The sequence below is a fragment of the bacterium genome (assembly GCA_020440705.1).
GTDB lineage: Bacteria > Krumholzibacteriota > Krumholzibacteriia > LZORAL124-64-63 > LZORAL124-64-63 > JAGRNP01.
In genome coordinates, this window is sequence record JAGRNP010000377.1 from 1 (window position 1) to 542 (window position 542).

The 542-nt window shown below is 51.5% G+C and carries 1 protein-coding gene; it reads right to left on the reverse strand.

Annotated features, from left to right (window positions below):
* Window positions 1–340, reverse strand: a 340-nt coding sequence (locus KDM41_18885; protein MCB1185491.1) for an ATP-binding cassette domain-containing protein, incomplete at its 3' end; no start/stop codon positions are given.
* Window positions 341–542 lie beyond the last annotated feature (202 nt).

Sequence of the window (542 nt, forward strand, 5' to 3'; positions counted from 1 at the left end):
TAATCCGGCTCTTCTTTTCCTTCCGGCCGACCTTTTTTATATCGGCGACGAAGGATAGATATTCCATCACGGTCATGTCGTTATAGAGCGGGGGATTCTCAGGCAGATATCCGATCACGCGCTTTGCCTGGAGCGGCTCGTCGAAGATGTCGATGCCCTCTATATGGACAGTCCCCTTCGTCGGCGGCATGTATCCCGTAATGATACGCATGGTCGTCGTCTTGCCCGCGCCGTTAGGGCCGAGAAAACCCAGCACATCCCCCCTTTCGAGCTGAAAGGAAAGATTCTCCACAGCGGTCAGGTTGCCATACCTCTTGGTTAGATTGTGGACGTAAACCATATGGGTCGAAATTCCGGGCCCCCGCCGTATTCAAAGGGCGCACGCTCCATTACGGAAACTATAGAATAACCGCCGCCGAATCCTATTCCAAACTCAAATTCATGCCTTCCAGCTCTACTCTCATAATACTACCGGCAGCGCTTAATGCGCGATATTTTTCAAAACCGACATTCTTCGTCTTCAACTTGCCGGAGAGCAGTAT